14 protein-coding genes are annotated in these 14,850 nt (G+C 68.0%); 10 read left to right on the top strand and 4 right to left on the bottom strand.

Going from position 1 to position 14,850, the window contains the following annotated elements; translation table 11 throughout:
• Positions 1-129 precede the first annotated feature (129 nt).
• From CFB39_RS07110 to CFB39_RS07120, 3 genes are all read left to right on the top strand, one after another.
• Positions 130-876, top strand: coding sequence for a MipA/OmpV family protein (locus tag CFB39_RS07110; RefSeq protein ID WP_089472566.1), 747 nt, complete (start codon positions 130-132; stop codon positions 874-876).
• A 220-nt stretch (positions 877-1,096) separates the two neighbouring features.
• A complete protein-coding gene (locus CFB39_RS07115; RefSeq protein WP_039347574.1) occupies positions 1,097-1,426 on the top strand; it encodes a hypothetical protein in 330 nt (109 codons plus the stop codon).
• 32 nt (positions 1,427-1,458) lie between these two features.
• A complete protein-coding gene (locus CFB39_RS07120; protein WP_256991365.1) occupies positions 1,459-2,010 on the top strand; it encodes a hypothetical protein in 552 nt (183 codons plus the stop codon).
• A gap of 31 nt (positions 2,011-2,041) precedes the next feature.
• On the opposite strand, the gene CFB39_RS07125 is transcribed toward CFB39_RS07120, so the two are convergent.
• Both CFB39_RS07125 and CFB39_RS07130 read right to left on the bottom strand, forming a co-directional pair.
• Positions 2,042-3,253 carry a transglycosylase SLT domain-containing protein gene (locus CFB39_RS07125; protein ID WP_089472567.1) on the bottom strand — a complete coding sequence of 404 codons (1,212 nt, stop codon included), beginning with the start codon at positions 3,251-3,253 and terminating at the stop codon, positions 2,042-2,044.
• A 405-nt stretch (positions 3,254-3,658) separates the two neighbouring features.
• Positions 3,659-4,819: a porin gene (locus CFB39_RS07130; RefSeq protein WP_089472568.1), complete on the bottom strand. Its 1,161-nt coding sequence runs from the start codon at positions 4,817-4,819 to the stop codon at positions 3,659-3,661.
• A gap of 564 nt (positions 4,820-5,383) precedes the next feature.
• Here CFB39_RS07130 and CFB39_RS07135 point away from each other — a divergent pair.
• The 4 genes from CFB39_RS07135 to CFB39_RS07150 are packed head-to-tail and all read left to right on the top strand — an operon-like array spanning position 5,384 to position 10,367.
• Complete coding sequence (locus tag CFB39_RS07135; protein WP_089472569.1) at positions 5,384-5,893, top strand: sigma-70 family RNA polymerase sigma factor; 510 nt, start codon at positions 5,384-5,386, stop codon at positions 5,891-5,893.
• A gap of 3 nt (positions 5,894-5,896) precedes the next feature.
• Positions 5,897-6,892, top strand: coding sequence for a FecR domain-containing protein (locus CFB39_RS07140; RefSeq protein ID WP_089472570.1), 996 nt, complete (start codon positions 5,897-5,899; stop codon positions 6,890-6,892).
• Between the two features lie 54 nt (positions 6,893-6,946).
• A complete protein-coding gene (locus tag CFB39_RS07145; RefSeq protein WP_089472571.1) occupies positions 6,947-9,532 on the top strand; it encodes a TonB-dependent receptor in 2,586 nt (861 codons plus the stop codon).
• Between the two features lie 55 nt (positions 9,533-9,587).
• Positions 9,588-10,367: a hypothetical protein gene (locus CFB39_RS07150; protein WP_089472572.1), complete on the top strand. Its 780-nt coding sequence runs from the start codon at positions 9,588-9,590 to the stop codon at positions 10,365-10,367.
• A 15-nt stretch (positions 10,368-10,382) separates the two neighbouring features.
• Here the strand turns inward: CFB39_RS07150 and CFB39_RS07155 are convergent, their stop codons facing one another.
• Positions 10,383-11,258, bottom strand: a complete 876-nt coding sequence (locus tag CFB39_RS07155; RefSeq protein WP_089472573.1) for a LysR family transcriptional regulator — start codon at positions 11,256-11,258, stop codon at positions 10,383-10,385.
• Positions 11,259-11,370: 112 nt separating this feature from the next.
• Here CFB39_RS07155 and CFB39_RS07160 point away from each other — a divergent pair, with 112 nt between their 5' ends.
• Positions 11,371-11,796, top strand: a complete 426-nt coding sequence (locus tag CFB39_RS07160; RefSeq protein WP_011351673.1) for a VOC family protein — start codon at positions 11,371-11,373, stop codon at positions 11,794-11,796.
• A gap of 132 nt (positions 11,797-11,928) precedes the next feature.
• Entirely contained in the window at positions 11,929-12,513 is a 585-nt protein-coding gene (locus CFB39_RS07165) for a flavin reductase family protein (RefSeq protein ID WP_089472574.1), read from the top strand.
• Between the two features lie 21 nt (positions 12,514-12,534).
• Here CFB39_RS07165 and CFB39_RS07170 read toward each other — a convergent pair whose 3' ends face one another.
• Positions 12,535-13,431 carry a LysR family transcriptional regulator gene (locus CFB39_RS07170; protein ID WP_089472575.1) on the bottom strand — a complete coding sequence of 299 codons (897 nt, stop codon included), beginning with the start codon at positions 13,429-13,431 and terminating at the stop codon, positions 12,535-12,537.
• 97 nt (positions 13,432-13,528) lie between these two features.
• Between CFB39_RS07170 and CFB39_RS07175 the strand changes: the two genes are divergently transcribed.
• A complete protein-coding gene (locus CFB39_RS07175; protein WP_089472576.1) occupies positions 13,529-14,827 on the top strand; it encodes a CitMHS family transporter in 1,299 nt (432 codons plus the stop codon).
• Positions 14,828-14,850 lie beyond the last annotated feature (23 nt).

Here is a 14,850-nt window from a genome sequence, read left to right on the forward strand (position 1 = left end):
CGAACACAATTGAGCACAGATTCCCCGAATATTCAGGACAGTCGCGGCGCGAGGCGACACCTAGACTGCGGGCTCCGTCACTTTTATCTCAATATTGTGCGCCCAATACTCCGCCGCTACCGCTATTGCATGCCGCTCGCCGGCCTGACCCTTGCCGCCGCCGCCCACGCGGAAAACCAGTATTCGCTGTCGCTGGGTGGCGGTATCGCGCCGCGCTACCCGGGCAGCAACCAGTCTCGCGGCGTCGTTGCGCCGGGGTTTTCCGCGAAGTTCGGCAATGGCTTCTTCATCGACAGCACCCAGGGCGCCGGTTACCGGCTGGACCTGCCGCACGGCGCGTTCGTGTCGGCGGCGGTGAGCTACGACCCGGGTCGCGCCGACGAGAACCGCCTAGACTTGCCTGGCTCCGACTACCTAAAGGGCATGGGCCGGGTTCCGGGCTCGGTGCTGGTCGGCGTGCGCGCGGGCGTGACGCTGTTCAACGCGGCGGAACTGAGCGTCACGATCGACTCACCCGTGACGCACACGTCGCGCGGCGTGTCGGGGCACATGGACCTTGCGGTGCCGGTGTTCAAGACCGCGCAGCACGAGATCATCGTGACGGGCACCGTGCATGCGGGCTCGGGGCGCTACACGCAGACGTACTACGGCGTGACCGATGCGCAGTCGATGACGAGCCGGTTCCGGCCGTATTCGACGCGCGGCGGGATCGACAGCGCGTCGATGGCGCTCGCGTGGAACTGGACGCTCTCGCAGCACTGGTCGGTGCTCGCGACCGGCGGTGTGACGCGATTGCTCGGCCGCTACGGCGACAGCCCGATCGTCCAGTCGCGCAGCAACTACTACGCCATCGCGGGCGCGACCTACAAGTTCTGAGCGAATCGTCGCGGCACGCATCGTGTGGCGCAGCCGGCCTGCACGTGCCGTCACGCCGCGCGGCGTGCGGTAACATGCAGGCGGCTTCGGCGGCAGGCCGAACCCGCGGCTGGGGACACGCGGAATCGGCGTGGCCCGGGCGCGCGGACCGAACATGCATGCAATGCCCGGTCGGCGGGAACGCCGCACAGGTTCCACCGGGCGCAACAGGGAGAATCCGATGAAGAAGACGATCGCGATGATGATGGCGCTGGTTGCGGGCGCAACGTTTGCGGGATGCACGGACATGAAAACGAAGAACGCGACCGCGGGCGGCATGGTGATGAATGGCGAGCCGGCACGCACGTCGCAGGCCTGCAAGGCGGACGCGGGGCCGGACGACGCGCTGGTCGGCAAGACCGAGGCCGATGCGGCGGCGCAACTGGACGGCTGCCTGTGGCGCGTGCTCGAGCGCGACGGCAAGTCGTTGCCGGGCACGATGGATTACCGGCAGGAACGCCGCAATCTCGGCATTCGCGACGGCAAGGTGATCTGGGTGCGGCGCGGGTGAGCGGTGTGGCCGGTGGCGGCGTGCGTGCGGGCATGCGCGTGAATGTGGGCGGCATGCGTGCGGTGTCCGGGATTGCCGCGTTTGCGAGGCTGTCGACGCAGACCAGGGCAGGGGCCCGCGCGCTGACACTGGCGGCGCTGGGCGTGCTCGGCATGCTGGCCGGATGCGAACGACACGACGGCGCAGCATCGCCGGCGCGTCGCACCGTTTGCGTCACCGGCTATAACGAGTACACCCGCAAGCTTCACGAGTTCTGGCTCGACAATGAACACAAGTCGGGATGCTTCGGCAATCCGTCCGCGCGGGAAGCCGGTGAAGCCTTCGGCGGGGGCGGCGGGTTCGCCTGTGGCTGCAAGGTCGCGCCGGGGCAAACAGTGAAGCTCGCGTGGGTGTTCGCGCAACCGCTGGACGAGATCGAGCGTGGCGTCGCGGCGGAACACAAGACGATCGACGTGACGATTCCGCAGCCGGAATCGTCGACGTCGCGCTATTTGCGCGTGTATTTCAGGAAGAACGGCACGGCCGAACTGCAATGGGTGGACGACATGAACGCGCCCAAGCTGCCGCCGACCGTGGCGCAATGATCGCCGCGCGACGCGTGCGATCGGCGGTGCGCTACTTCGAGATGTACCACAGCGCATCCGCGCTGGCGCGCGACGGCTGAGCGGTTGCAGCGGGCACCTGGGCCGGCGCGGGCGGTGGCGTGTTCGACGTGATCGCGGTCGGCAGCGTGGCCGGAATGTTCGCGGTCGACGGCGAGGCCGCCGCGGTTCCCGACGTCGAAGGCGTATTCACGTACCACAGCGCATCGGCCGACGCCGTGCGTTTTGCCGCCGCCGGATTGGCTGCCGTACTCGTCGCCGCATTCGCCGACTTTTTCGCCCCGGCGGCCGCCGCCGCGCCCCCCGTCCCGGCCTGCGCCGTCATCCCGGCGCCATTGCCCGCGCTACGCTGCGCGCGCGCCTCGAACGGCCCGAGCTGGAAGATCAACGTTTGCGCGGGACGCGTCAGGACCGCATACGGAAACTGCAGCTCCCACGACATCAGCACGCGCCCGGACGACGTCTCGGTGAAGATCGCCGGCACGTGCTTCATGTCGCTGAACTGCACGTAGATCCGCGCGCCGTCGTCGAACACCTGGGTCGGCTTCGCCTGGTCCGCCCCCGTGACCGTCCATCCGAAGTTGTACGAGCCGGCCGGGCCGGCGGGGCCGCCCTGCGGCGGCGGAGGCGGCGGAGCCGACGAAATCGTGCGCGGACGCGTGACCTGCTGCGGGGCGGACACGCTCAGGCTCGCGAACGGGTTGTACGCCTGGGCCTGTTGCGGCGGCGTAAAGGATGGGGGAAGGATGGGCATGGGAGTATCCGGCGAATCCGGCATGGTCCGGATTGCATCATAGACCTTGCGCGCATACGCGAGGCGCTTGTCGGGCGAGGCGGAGTTGTACGCGCCGATCGCGTTCCAGTTGGCGCCGAGCTGGCGAATGTTCTGCGACAGGATCCACGCGCCGACGTACGCGTTCGTGCAGGCATCGAACAGGCTCTCCCGCGTGATGCCTTCGCGCGCGAGCGTCGGCAGCCAGGTGCTGTTGATCTGCATCAGGCCGATGTCGACCGTGCCGTTCGTGTTGGTGTTGACGGCGCTCGGATTCATGCCCGACTCGACCTGCGCGATGCCGCGCATCAGGCTGACGCTCACGTGCTGGAACGCGGCCGCGTCGTCGAGGCAATCGGCCCGCGCGACACCGGCGAGCGCGCACGACAGCGCAATCGTCGCGGCGATTTTCAGCGTATCTCGGCTGATCGAACGGGTTGTCTGACGCGGCATGGCAGGATGGGGCGGAAACCGGCCGCCCGGTGCAAGGAAATTACGCAGACGCGAAGTGTGCCATAGCGCGCACGCAAATGGCTCACGTCAAACTTTCCTTTGCATTTGCCCCAAGCGTTCGCCACGCATTTTTATCGCGTCGGATCACGCGGTTCGGCGACGCATTATCGGTAAAAATGGCCGGATTTTCGCGCGAATACCAGCGTAATGGCGGGGCCGGAATACTGACGCGTCGCGTCATTTACTCGCGGAAATCGGTGCTGCATCAAACCGGATGGAAATCGCGCTGAAGTCGATATCCGGGATGAAAAGGGAAGGGCGATTCAAAAGCAACGGCGGCCGAAGCCGCCGTATCGGTGAAAGCGGATTCGACCGGCCGCGCGGCGCGCAGCCGGCCGTCTCGCATCAGAAGCGGTGCCGCAGGCCGAGGTTGACCATCGTCTGCGAGCTCGTGCCCGCATAGCCGTACGAACCGATCGACGCCTGCGCGGCCATCGAGCCGCCCTGGCCGTCGCCGGTCTGGCCGCTGGCGTGCTGGTATGCGGCGCTCAGGTAGACGTCGGTGCGCTTCGACAGGGTGTAGTCCGCGCCGGCCGATACCTGGTGATAGGTGGCCGACGTGTCGCCGCCCGAGCGCGTATAGCTGTAGCCGACGCCGACCAGCAATGCGTTCGTTGCCTGGTAGTTCACGAAGCCTTGCCCCGTGTTGTAGTGCTCGTTCGAGCCGAACACCGAGCTGCCATCGCGGCGGTACTGCGCGTTGCTGTAGCCGAGGCCGACCGTGAACGGGCCGGCGACGTACTGGCCCGCGATGCGCGCGATGCCGATCGAATGCGCGCTCGCATAGCCGCTGTTGACCGGGCCGTCGAACGTGCCGTCCGATGAGCTGGTCCAGCCGGTGCGCTGCGTGTTCGACGCGGGGCTGTTGGTCGTGTGGAAGTAGCCGCCCGCGACGCTGAACGGCCCGTTGCTGTACGACACGGCGGCCGAATACGAATTCGCGGCGCCGGTGCTGCCGGCGATGCCGCCGAACGAGTACATCGCCGAGAACTGCAAACCCGAATAGACGGCCGACGTGTACTTCACCGCGTTGTCGACGCGGAAGCTGTTGTCGTAGTTGTCGACGTCGCCCGCCGTCGCGAACACGCTGCCCAGATAGTTGTCGGCGGTGATGCCCTGCACGAGATCGACGAGCGGATCGTACTGGCGGCCGAACGTGAGCGTGCCGTAGCGGTCGCTCGTCAGGCCGACGAACGCCTGCCGGCCGAACAGGCGGCCGCCCTGGCCCATCCGGCCGTTGCTCGGGTCGAAGCCGTTCTCGAGCTGGAACAGCGCCTTGAGCCCGCCGCCGAGATCCTCGGTGCCTTTCACGCCCCAGCGGCTGCCGGCCAGGTTGCCCGCGCTGCTGTTGCCGAGCATCCACGCGTTGTCCTTGCCCTGCGCATGGTTCACGTAGGTGATCGACGTGTCGATCACGCCATACAGCGTGACGCTCGACTGCGCCTGCGCGACGGGTATCGCCGCGAATGACGCGACGGAAATCAGCGAGAGGGTCGTGCGTTTCATTGTCATCTCCTTGCGCATTGGCTTGTGTGCGTGATCCGGAATGGCAGGAGACTACCGAGCCCGATTAAAACGGCAAAAATGAAATTCTCTTTTGTGGCCTGACGCAGACAGGGATGTCCTCCGATTACCGCGATCGAGGGATTTGAATTGTTGAAAATTGCGTATCAATCGATTGGCATTTCGCGATTTGGCCATTGCGGCTTGCATATCTCGCGATAATTTCGGGCATTTCGCGGAGGAATCGGGATGGCCGGGATATTGTTATCGATCCGTCAAATAATTATTGAATGAATCGAATTGGCCCGGGGGTAATGAATGTGTTAATTACGCGGCGCGTGCGGCCGGCGACGGCCTCATGGTTGGGTGACCGATTCCTCATCATGGGTGCTGCGCGTGTGGAACGTCGTGCGTGTGTCACGCCGGCGTGACCGACAGCACCACGCCGCCCGCCCCAGCGCGGCCACCACCCCGCGCACCGAAACGCCGGTCGCCGATCTGGTTTTGTATATAATAATCATTCTCATTTACAAAATCGTTGACGCCTGCGCCTCCCGGAACCCGGCCATGTCTGCTGACAAGCTGTCTCTCCATCGAGAAATCGACGCCCTCTACATCGACCACCACGCGTGGCTGCGCGGCTGGTTGAGCCGGAAGCTCGGTTGCGCGCACCGCGCGGCCGATCTCGCGCATGACACGTTCATGCGCCTGCTTGCGCGCGACGAGCCGATCGGCGCCGACGAGCCGCGCGCGTTCCTGACGATGGTCGCGCAGCGCGTGCTGAGCAACCACTGGCGGCGCGAGCAGATCGAGCGCGCGTATCTCGATGCGCTCGCACTGCGCCCCGAAGCGCATGCGCCGTCGCCGGAGGAGCGGGCCGTCGTGCTCGAGACGCTGCTTGAAATCGACCGGCTGCTCGACGGCCTGCCGCTCGCGGCGAAGCGGGCGTTCCTGCTCGCGCAGCTCGACGGGCTCACGCAGGCCGAGATCGCGCGCGAACTCGGCGTGTCGCTGGCGACGGTGAAACGCTATCTCGTGAAGGCCGGCACACAGTGCTTCTTCGCGATGGCGGCCTGACCGATGGCTGCCCCGGGAGCGCCGGTGGTGCCGCCGCAAGTGGCGCGGCGCGCGGTGGAATGGTGGGTCGACCGGCAGGCCGGCCGCACCGACGAAGCGTTCGACGCCGCGCTCGCGCGCTGGCGCGCCGAGGATCCGGCGCACGACGCGGCATGGCGTCATATCGAAACGATGCAGCGCAGGTTCGGCGGGCTGGCGGCCGGGCTCGACCCGCAGGCCGCGCAGGCCGCGCAGGCGGCGCTGCTGCCGCCGCGGGCGGGCCGCCGCCGCGCGGCCGTGAAGGCGCTGGCCGTGCTGCTGTTCGCGGGCGGTGCCGCATGGATGGCCGAACCCGCGCGGCGCGCGGCGATCTGGCCGGCGGACCTGCGCACGGCGGTCGGCGAGCGGCGCACGGTGACGCTCGCGGATCGCACGGTCGTCGTCCTCGATACCGACACGGCGCTCGACGTGCGCTTCGACGATACGACGCGCGGCCTGCGCCTCTTGCGCGGCACGATCATGGTGACGAGCGGCCATGACGATCGCGTGCCCGCGCGGCCGCTGGTCGTCGCGACGGCACAGGGCGAACTGCGGCCGCTCGGCACGCGCTTCGCGGTGCGGCAGCGCGACGGCGCGACCCGCATCGAGGTGTTCGCCGGTGCCGTGCGCGTGCAGCCCGACGATGCGACGGCCGACGCGCGCGTGATCGCAGCCGGAGAGGGCGCGGATTTCACGCGCGACACGATCGACGCGCCGGCGCCGCTCGATGCGTATGCGTCCGCGTGGACGGGCGGCATGCTCGTCGCGTCGCGTATGCGGCTGGCCGACCTCGTCGCCGAGCTCGACCGCTACCGCCGCGGCAGCCTGCACTGCGATGCGGCCGTGGCCGACCTGCGCGTGTCGGGCACCTATCCGCTCGACGATCCCGCGCGCGTGCTCGACACGTTGAAGGCGACGCTGCCGATCGACGTTCACTACCTGACGCGCTACTGGGCGACGGTCGTGCCGGCCCGTTCGTGAGCGTTTCAAAAAATATTTCCGCTGACCTGAGCTGTTTCTCGATGTTCGCGTGACATGGGTAATGAAAGCAGCACTGGCCCATCGTCCACCGACCTCCCGATCATGGTTTCCATCCGTCTCACGTATCGGCGCCGTCCGGCGCCTGCCCGCCATCTGCCGCGCGCGTCGCGCCCGGCCGCATCCGACGCATCGGCCGCGCCGGGTCGTCTCGCGCGCCGGCTGGCCGGCGCCGTCCTGGTGTCGGCGCTGCTGCCGCTGCCCGCGCTGGCCGACACTGACACCGATGCGGCGCCGGCCGTGCAGCGCGCGGCGCGCCGTGCGTTCGACATTCCGGCCGGGCCGCTCGAAGCGGCGCTGAACCGGTTCGGCCGCGACGCGGGGATCCTGCTCGCGTTTCCGGCCGAGCTGACCGCCGGCCTGACGAGCGGCGGCGTGCAGGGGCGCTTCGACGTCGACGGCGCGCTCGACCGTCTGCTCGCGGGCACGGGGCTCGTCGCGTTGCGGCAATCGGGCGGCGGCTACACGCTCAAGCGCGCCGACGGTTCGGTCGCACGGCCCGCGGCGGCCGGCGTCGCGGCGGGCGCCGAGTTGCCCGCGATCAATGTGCGCACCCGCGCGCTGCGCGCCGAAAGCTATCGCGCGCCGAAGGAAGCGGGCGTGCTGCGTTCCGAGATCCCGCTGCTCGACACCGCGCAGGCCGTCAACATCGTGCCCGCGCAGGTGCTGCGCGACCAGCGGCCGCGCAACCTGGACGACGCGCTCGGCAACGTCAGCGGCATCACGCAGGGCAACACGCTCGCGGGCACGCAGGACACGATCATGAAGCGCGGCTTCGGCGGCAACCGCGACGGCTCGATCATGCAGAACGGGATGCCGCTCGTGCAGGGGCGCGCGTTCAACGCGGCGGTCGACAGCGTCGAGGTGCTGAAGGGGCCGACGTCGCTGCTGTACGGGCTGATGGACCCGGGCGGCGTGGTCAACGTCGTCACCAAACAGCCGCAGCTCAAGCGCTACAACGCGATCTCGCTCGGCGCGTCGACGTTCGGGCACGGCAAGAACGGCGGCAGCGCGACCTTCGATTCGACCGGGCCGGTCGGCGATTCGCGGCTCGCGTACCGGCTGATCGTCGACCAGTCGAACGAGCAGTACTGGCGCAACTTCGGCGAATACCGGCAGACCTTCGTCGCGCCGTCGCTCGCATGGTATGGCCGCGATACGCAGGTCGCGGTGTCCTACCAATACCGCAAGTTCCATACGCCGTTCGATCGCGGCACCGCGCTCGACCCGCGCACCAACGCGCCGCTCGACATTCCCGCGCGGCGGCGCATCGACGAGCCGTTCAACAACATGGACGGCGAATCGCACCTTGCACAGGTGAGCGTCGATCACCAGTTCAACGCGGACTGGAGCGCGCATTTCGGCTACAGCTACAACCGCGAGACCTACGACGCGAACCAGTTGCGCACGACCGGTGTCGATCCGGTGAAGGGCACGATGACGCGCAGCAACGACGCGACGCACGGCTCGCTCAGCACCGACAGCTACGGGATCGGCTACGTGAACGGCAAGCTGATGCTGGGCGGGATGCGGCACGACGTGCAGGTCGGCTTCGATACCGAATACCGGCGCATCTACCGCAAGGACATGCTGCGGCAGGCGGTGAAGACGCCGTTCAACTATCTCAACCCCGTCTACGGGCTGCTGCCGCCGTCGAGCACGGTGTCCGCGAGCGACAGCGACCAGACCGACACGCTGCACGATGCGTCGGCGTTCGTGCAGGACACGATCCACCTGACCGACAAGTGGATCGTGTCGGGCGGGTTGCGCTACATCACGTACAACCAGGTCGCGGGGCGCGGCCGGCCGTTCGTCGCGAACACCGATCTCAGCGGTTCGAAGTGGCTGCCGCGCGCGGGTGTCGTCTACAAGTGGACCGACACGTTCTCGCTGTACGGCAGCTATTCGCAATCGCTGAAGCCGTCGTCGTCGATCGCGCCGATGACGGGCTACATCATCGACGGCGCGACGCCGCCCGAGGAAGCGACCGCGTGGGAAGTGGGCGGCAAGCTCGACCTGCCGGGCGGGATGACGGGCACGCTCGCGCTCTTCAACATCGACAAGAAGAACGTGCTCGTGTCGCAGTACAACGACGCGACCAAGCTGACCGACTGGCGCACGTCGGGCAAGGCGCGCTCGCGCGGGATCGAGCTCGACGTGTCGGGCAAGATCGGCGAGCGCGTGAACGTGATCGCGAGCTACGCGTACATCGACGCGAAGACGACCGAGGATCCGCTGTACGCGGGCAACCAGCTGTGGAACGTCGCGCGCCACACCGCGTCGCTCGCGGCCGTCTACGACTTCGGCACGGTGGCAGGCGGCGACGACCTGCGCATCGGCGCGGACATGCGCTACGTCGGCGCGCGGCCCGGCGATTCGGCGAACAGCTTCACGCTGCCGTCGTACGTGCTCGCCGACGCGTTCGCCACGTACGACACGCGGATCGGCAAGCAGAAGCTGTCGTTCCAGCTCAACGTGAAGAACCTCTTCAATCGCACGTACTACCCGTCGAGCGCGAACCGTTACTTCGTCGCGATCGGCGATGCGCGGCAGGTGTCGCTGCTCACCACGCTGCAGTTCTGACCACGCAATTACCGCGCGGCCGTCACGGCGGCGCGCGGCTTCGGAGAAGATCCAGATGAACCGGAACATGAAGACCGGCGCCGTGCGCGCCGTGGCCGCGAGCGCGCGGCGTCGTGCCTTGCGTGCGATCGCGGGCTCGGTGCTCGCGATCGGCGCGGGCCTGGGCCTCGGCGCGGCGGTGGCCGCGCCCGCGTTGGCGGCCGATGCGTCGCAGGCCGCTACGCGCGTCGCGATGCTCGTGCAGCAGCGCGGGCCGAACCTGAAGGTTGACGAACGCATCAGCCAGCATCTCGGCGAACGCGGCTACGCGGTGCGCCTGATCGACGAGTCGTCGACGCCCGACGCGGCGCGCGATGCCGACCTGGTCGTGATTTCGTCGACGGTGTCGTCGAAGAACGTGCGACCCGGCTGGCGCACGCTCGACAAGCCGCTCGTGACCTGGGAAAACGACCTGCTCGACGATTTCGCGATGACGGGCAAGCGCCACGACGTCGACTTCGGCGAAACGGGCAAGGAGCGCTACCTGTGGCTCGTCAATGCGCCGCACCCGATCGCGGCAGGGCTGCCGGCCGGCGCGACGAACGTGTACGGCAAGCAGGCGCCGATGAGCTGGGGCAAGCCGGGGCTCGGCGCGATCACGATCGCGACCGTGTACGGCCAGCCCGACAAGGCCGCGATCTTCGCGTACGAGAAGGGCGCGACGATGGATTACGAAGCGCTCGCGCCCGCGCGTCGCGTGATGTTCTTCCTCGACAACGACACGTTCGTGAACCTGTCGCCGGCCGGTGTCGCGCTGTTCGACGCGGCCGTCGACTGGGCGGCCGGGCGGCGCTGATCGGCAACGCCGGCGCTAGGCCGGCTGCCGTGCCGCCGCTTCGATCAGTTGCGCGAGCTTCTGCGCCGGCTCCGACATCGTGCGCCGCGCGCGATGCACGAGCCCGATGTCGCGGTGGAACGTGTGATGCCCGAGGTCGATCGCGCGTACGCCGGCCGGCCAGCGGCGATACACGGCGGTCTGCGGGACGATCGCGACGCCGACGCCGTTCTCGACCAGCTTGACGATCGCGTCGAGCTCGTCGAGCTCACACGTGTCGCGCACCGCGATGTGCATCTTCCTCAGAAAGCGGTCGACCTGGCGGCCGCCGAACGACGCGCGGTCGTAGCGCACGAACGGCTCGTGCGCGAGCAGCTCGGCCCAGTCCTTGCCCTTCACGCTGCGCGGCACGATCAGCCGGAACGGTTCCTGCGCGAGGGTCGTCCAGTGCAGGTCGCTCTGCAGCGAAAACGGCGGCCGGATGATCGCGGCCATGTCGATCTCGCCCGCATCGACCCGGTTGACCAGCTCGATCGACAGCCCCGGGATCACGCGCGTGCGGCACGCGGGATGGCGGCGATGGAAATCGGCGAGCGCGGCCGGCAGCAGCGCGCTCTGCACCGATGCGATCGCGCCGATCGTCACGCGCACGGCGGCCGGCGAGCCGGGCGACGTCGAGCTCAGGTTCTCGTACAGGCCGATCAGCGCCTGCGCCTGGTCGAGCACGTGATGACCCATCTCGTTGAGCCGCGCCGAGCGGCCTTGCCGGTCGAACAGCGCGAAGCCGAGCTCCGCTTCGAGCCGCTGCATCTGCGCGCTCACGGCAGCCTGCGTGAGCCCGATACGGTTGCCGGCCGCGGCGAACGTGCCTTCCCGGGCGACGGCGACGAGGGTTTTCAGTTCGCGGATCATTCATCAATTTTGTTTGTGAGTGATGCAACTATATATTGATTTAATTTTTGCTTGTCCTTGACTACCATGGTGCCGTCCTCGCGCCACGCGAGCATTCCTTCACGAGGCCATCATGAGTCTTTCCCCGTTTCACCTGGCGATTCCCGTCTACGACCTGCCGGCCGCGCGCGATTTCTACGGCCGTGTGTTCGGGCTGGCAGAAGGGCGCTCGAGCGCGCAGTGGGTCGACTTCGACTTCTACGGGCACCAGCTCGTGATTCACGAGCATCCGAAGACCGCGTCGCAGGAAGGCGCGCATACGAACGCAGTGGACGGTCACGACGTGCCGGTGCCGCATTTCGGAATCGTGCTCGACTGGCCGAGCTGGGAAGCGCTGGCCGAGCGGCTGAAGTCGTTCGGCGTGACCTTCGTGATCGAGCCGTATGTGCGGTTCCAGGGGCAGGTCGGCGAACAGGCGACGATGTTCCTGTTCGATCCGTGCGGCAACGCGCTCGAATTCAAGGCGTTCCGCGATATCGGCCAGTTGTTCGCGAAGTGACCGGCGGCGCGGTCAGCGCCGATCGACATTGGGTGCGAGAATGCGGCCTCCGGCCCGGTTGCGCGCCTGTGCACCGGCCGGCGCCGTGCCGCACGGCATCCGTCCGTGCGAGCCGTTCTCCAAGGAACCCGTATGGACAGTCACATCGCTCCGGTGGAGCTGAAGAAAGCCTACCGTCTCCTCAACCACGGCCCGACGGTGCTCGTGTCGGCCCGCCACGCTGGCGTCGACAACGTGATGGCCGCCGCCTGGGCGTGCGCGCTGGACTTCCTGCCGCCGAAGCTGACGGTCGTGCTCGACAAGACCGCGAAGACGCGCGAGCTCGTCGAGCGCAGCGGCACGTTCGTGATCCAGGTGCCGACGGCCGCGCAGCTTCGCCTCACGCATGCGGTCGGCAGCCACAGTCTCGCGGAGCGCCCCGACAAGCTGCGCGAAGCGGGCGTCACGCTGTTCGACGTCGAAGGCCACGACCTGCCGTTCGTCGCCGGCTGTTCGGGCTGGCTCGCGTGCAAGCTGATTCCGGAGCCGCACAACCAGCAGACCTACGACCTGTTCATCGGCGAGGTGGTCGCGGCGTGGTCCGACACGCGCGTGTTCCGCGACGGCCACTGGTATTTCGAATCGGCCGATCCGGCGCTGCGCAGCCTGCACTACATCGCGGGCGGCAATTTCTACGCGATCGGCGAATCGCTGCACGTCGATCCGGACGCGAAGTAAGCACCGATCCGGGCGCGCGGTTCACGCGCGCTTGTTCAATTCCATCAGCATGGCTTCGGCGAACGCCTGCGCGACGCGCGGCAGTGTGCGGCCGCGCTTCGTGACGAGCGCGATCGGCCGCACGAACGCGGGGTCGTCGATCGGCTTCGCGACCAGCTCGGGCTCGGCGCGCACCTCGCGCGCGGTTGCCGGCAGGATCGTCACGCCGAGGCCGCCGCGCACCATCGCGACGGCCGTCATCATGTAGGTCGGCTCGCACGCGATGGCGGGCGTGCAGCCGGCCGCGTCCAGCGCGGCATCGACGACGCTGCGCACGCTCGTGCCTCGTGCGGTGAGCACGAGCGGCACGGCTGCGACGTCCGCGGTGGTCAAGCGGCGCTTGCGCGCGAGTGGATGATCCTTCGGGCACACGGCGACGAGCCGGTCGGCGCCCGCATACAGCACCTCCAGCGACGCATCGAAGGTGTCGCCACCCGTCAATCCGAGATCGGCTTCCTCGTTGCGCACGAGCGCGGTGACGAGGCTCGCGACGCCGTCGCGGATCTCGAAGCCCGCAAGCGGCACCTCGCGCCGGAACGACTGGATCAGCTCGGGCAGCACGCTGGACGCGAAGGTCGGCAGGCACGCGAGCCGCACCGTGCCGCTCGTGCCTTCGCCGAGCGCACGCGCGTCGCGCAGCACGCGCTCCATGTCGTCGAGCGAGCGTTGCAGCAGCGGCAGCAGCTCGCGCCCGGTCTGCGTGAGTGCGACGCTGCGGCTGTTGCGGTCAAACAGGCGCGCGCCGACGATCTCCTCGAGCCGGCGGATCTGCACGGTCAGCGCCGGCTGCGACAGGTGCAGGCGCGCGGCCGCACGGGTGAAGTTGCCGGCCTGCGCGACGGTGACGAACGCGCGAATGTCGCGAAGATTCAGATCCATAACGGTTCGTGATTGCTGCGATCAAATCATTTCAATTGTGCTATCGCTGCGCCGACCTTACGCTCGTCTCCAACAAAAGACAAGGTAGGAGACACGGATGCTGCCGTTACTCGGGCTGGGCACGATCGTCGTGCTGCTGGCCGCGATTCTGTCGAAGCGGATGTCGCCGCTCGTCGCGCTGATCATCGTGCCGATCGCCGCGTCGCTGATCGGCGGCTTCGGGCTGCACACCAGCAAGTTCGTCATCGACGGGCTGAAGGGGCTCGCGCCCGTCGTCGGGATGTTCGTGTTCGCGATCCTCTATTTCGGGACGATCACCGACGCCGGCACGCTCGACCCGATCATCGACCGCATCCTGCGCGCGGTCGGCACGCGGCCGACGCGCATCGTGATGGGCACGACGCTGCTCGCGCTGCTGATTCACCTCGACGGCTCGGGCGCCGTCTGCTTCCTCGTGACGATTCCGGCCGTGCTGCCGCTGTACGACCGGCTGAAGATGGACCGGCGCGTGCTGGCCGCCGCGGTGTCGATGGCCGCGGGCATCAACTTCCTGCCGTGGACGGGGCCGATGATCCGCGCGTCGGCGTCGCTGCACCTGCCGGTGTCGGCGCTGTTCAATCCGCTGATCCCGGTGCAGGCGATCGGGCTCGTGTTCGTGTTCGGCGTCGCGTACTGGCTCGGGCGGCGCGAGGAGAAGCGGCTCGGCCTGTCGCGCGACGACGCGTCGATTCCGCTGCCGAAGCGCGAGCTGACGCCCGACGAGCAGGCGCTGCGCCGGCCGCACCTGTTCTGGTTCAACCTGGTGCTGACGCTCGTCGTGCTCGGCACGATGGTCGTGATGGGCGAGAAGATCCCGCCCGCGATCATGTTCATGGTCGGGCTGTGCATCGCGCTGATGGTGAACTACCCGGACGTCGACATGCAGAGAAAGCGCATCGACGCGCATGCGCGCGCCGCGCTGATGATGGCCGGCATCCTGCTCGCGGCCGGCGTGTTCACGGGGATCATGCAGGGCAGCGGAATGCTGAAGGCGATGGCGCAGGCGGCGGTCGGCTTCGTGCCGCCGTCGATGGCCGGCCACATCCCGGTGGTGCTCGGCCTCGCGTCGATGCCGCTCAGCATGCTGTTCGATCCCGATTCGTTCTATTTCGGCGTGCTGCCCGTGATCGCGGAAGTGGCCGGCCAGCTCGGCGTGCCGGCCGTGCAGGTCGGGCAGGCTGCGTTGCTCGGGCAGATGACGACCGGCTTCCCGGTCAGCCCGCTGACGCCCGCGACCTTCCTCGTCGTCGGCCTGTGCGGCATCGAGCTGGCCGAGCACCAGAAATTCACGTTCCCGCTGCTGTTCGGCGCCTCGATCGTGATGACGATCGCGTGCGTCGCGCTGGGCATCTTTTGATCTTTCCCGGCGGTGACCGCCGC

It is taken from the genome of Burkholderia sp. AU6039, assembly GCF_002223365.1.
Classification (GTDB): Bacteria; Pseudomonadota; Gammaproteobacteria; order Burkholderiales; family Burkholderiaceae; genus Burkholderia.